Annotated in this window: 2 protein-coding genes and 1 pseudogene; 2 read left to right on the plus strand and 1 reads right to left on the minus strand. The window is 70.7% G+C overall.

Annotated elements, in window-relative coordinates; all coding sequences use genetic code 11:
• The coding region (locus ACFWVD_RS28420) for a serine/threonine-protein kinase (protein ID WP_379247951.1) at window positions 1-772 on the minus strand (772 nt) is incomplete at its 3' end.
• Between the two features lie 180 nt (window positions 773-952).
• On the opposite strand from ACFWVD_RS28420, the pseudogene ACFWVD_RS28425 reads away from it, so the two are divergent.
• Both ACFWVD_RS28425 and ACFWVD_RS28430 read left to right on the plus strand, forming a co-directional pair.
• Window positions 953-1,216, plus strand: a pseudogene (locus tag ACFWVD_RS28425) (FHA domain-containing protein); the annotation flags it as partial.
• A 154-nt stretch (window positions 1,217-1,370) separates the two neighbouring features.
• Window positions 1,371-1,811, plus strand: coding sequence for a hypothetical protein (locus ACFWVD_RS28430; RefSeq protein WP_379247953.1), 441 nt, complete (start codon window positions 1,371-1,373; stop codon window positions 1,809-1,811).
• The last annotated feature ends 2 nt before the right edge of the window (window positions 1,812-1,813 follow it).

Raw genomic sequence — 1,813 nt, forward strand, 5'->3', positions numbered from 1 at the left:
GCATCACGCCGAGGGACCACAGGTCGGACTCGGGGCCCGAGGGGCGGCCCAGCGCCCGCTCCGGCGGCAGGTACTCGGGGGAACCGACCACTTCGCCGGTCATCGTCAGGGCGGTACTGCCCTCGACCACCGCGATCCCGAAGTCGCTGAGCACCACGCGCCCGTCCTGTGCGAGCAGTACGTTCGCCGGCTTCACGTCCCGGTGCTCGACACCGGCGGCGTGCGCGGCGCGCAGCGCGCTCAGCACTTCCGCGCCGATGTGCGCGGCGTGCCGCGGGGTGAGCGGCCCCTCGGCCCGCAGCAGATCGGCCAGCGACTGCCCGCGGATCAGTTCCATCACGATCCAGGGCCGGTCGTCCTCCATGACCACGTCGTGGACCGTGACCACATTGCGGTCGGGTATGCGGGCGGCCGCCCACGCCTCCCGCTCCAGGCGGCTGTACATCCGTGTGATGTCACCGGCCCGCAGTCCGGCCGGCGCCCGCACCTCCTTGACGGCGACCTCCCGGTGCAGGGTCTCGTCGCGGGCCCGCCACACGGTGCCCATGCCGCCTTCCCCGAGCCGGGACAGCAGCCGGTAGCGGCCCGCGACGAGCCGCTGCGCGCTCTCCGGCCCCGATGCGGCGGCGGTGGTGACCGTGTCCGTGCCCCCGGCCGCGTCCGCGACCGTACCCGCGGTGGTGGCCGCGGTGGTGGCGGTGTCCGCGCTGGTCGCCGCGGTGGTGCCCGCGAGCGCGGTCTCCGTCACGGTCTCGGTTTCGTCGTTGTACATGGGGGCGGTCTCCCTCTCGTCGCCGGCCGACGCGAACATCACGTACGGGCCGGGCCCCGGGTTCAGTGGGGCTCAAAAGATTCTCAGAAATGGTTGAACCGAACACGTTCTCGATGACGTGTTGCAGTCGTACGAGGAAGTCGTACGGGTATCAGCGGCGTCGTTTTCAAGGGGTGTGGAGTGCCATCGGTCATCGTTGGGCGCACGGGTCCGTTCACCGGACAGAGCGTGGTTCTGGGCAGCGAGCCCCTCAGCTTCGGGCGCAAGAGCGACAACGGCGTCGTGATCGTAAGCCCCAGTGCCTCCCGGCTGCACGCCGAGATCCTCACGGAGGACCCCGGTTTCGTCCTCTACGACCGGGACAGCCGAAACGGCACGTTCGTCAACGACCAGCGCGTCACACGGCATGTGCTGCGCCCGAACGACTGCATCCGGATCGGCGACGAAACGTTCCTCTATGAGGCGCAGGACTCCATGGAGACGGTCATGGACCTCTCTCTCATGGCCATCCCCCGGGCCAGCACCACGGACCCCGGAATGCTGCGGGTCACCATCACCGGCGGCGGCCCGGTCGGCCTTCGCCCTGGCGCTCGACGAGATGCTGCCCGGCCGGACCGCCATCACCCTGTACGACGGGCGCTGGACCAGGAAGGGTTCCACGGTCGTCTGGAAGGACGAGACCCAGGGCAACTTCCGCCGCCAGCAGGTGGTGACCGTCCAGAGCCGGCAGTACCAGGCCCTGTCCGAGGAGGTCCTCGGCGCGCTCTTCGACGACGGCGGCGCCTACTCCGAGATGTGGCCCGTCGGCCCGGACTCGGTCGACGGGCGCCCGCCCCGCAACATCCGGATCGCCCACATCGAGGACCGGCTGCTGGACCTGGCGAACCGGCGGCCGGCCATCCGGCTCGTCCCCAAGCGGTTCGACGTGACGGAGCAGCAGAACCGGCTCACCCAGGAGCACGTTCTGGTGGTCTGCGAGGGCGGCCGCTCCCGTACCCGCGAGCACTACGCCGACCGCTTCGGTGCGGCCGACGCGTAGGC

This window comes from Nocardia sp. NPDC058666 (assembly GCF_042714895.1).
GTDB lineage: Bacteria > Actinomycetota > Actinomycetes > Mycobacteriales > Mycobacteriaceae > Nocardia.

Coding starts and splice junctions, on each gene's coding strand:
- ACFWVD_RS28430 (WP_379247953.1), top strand. CDS start 1,371: ATGCTGCCCGGCCGGACCGCCATCACCCTGTACGACGGGCGCTGGACC.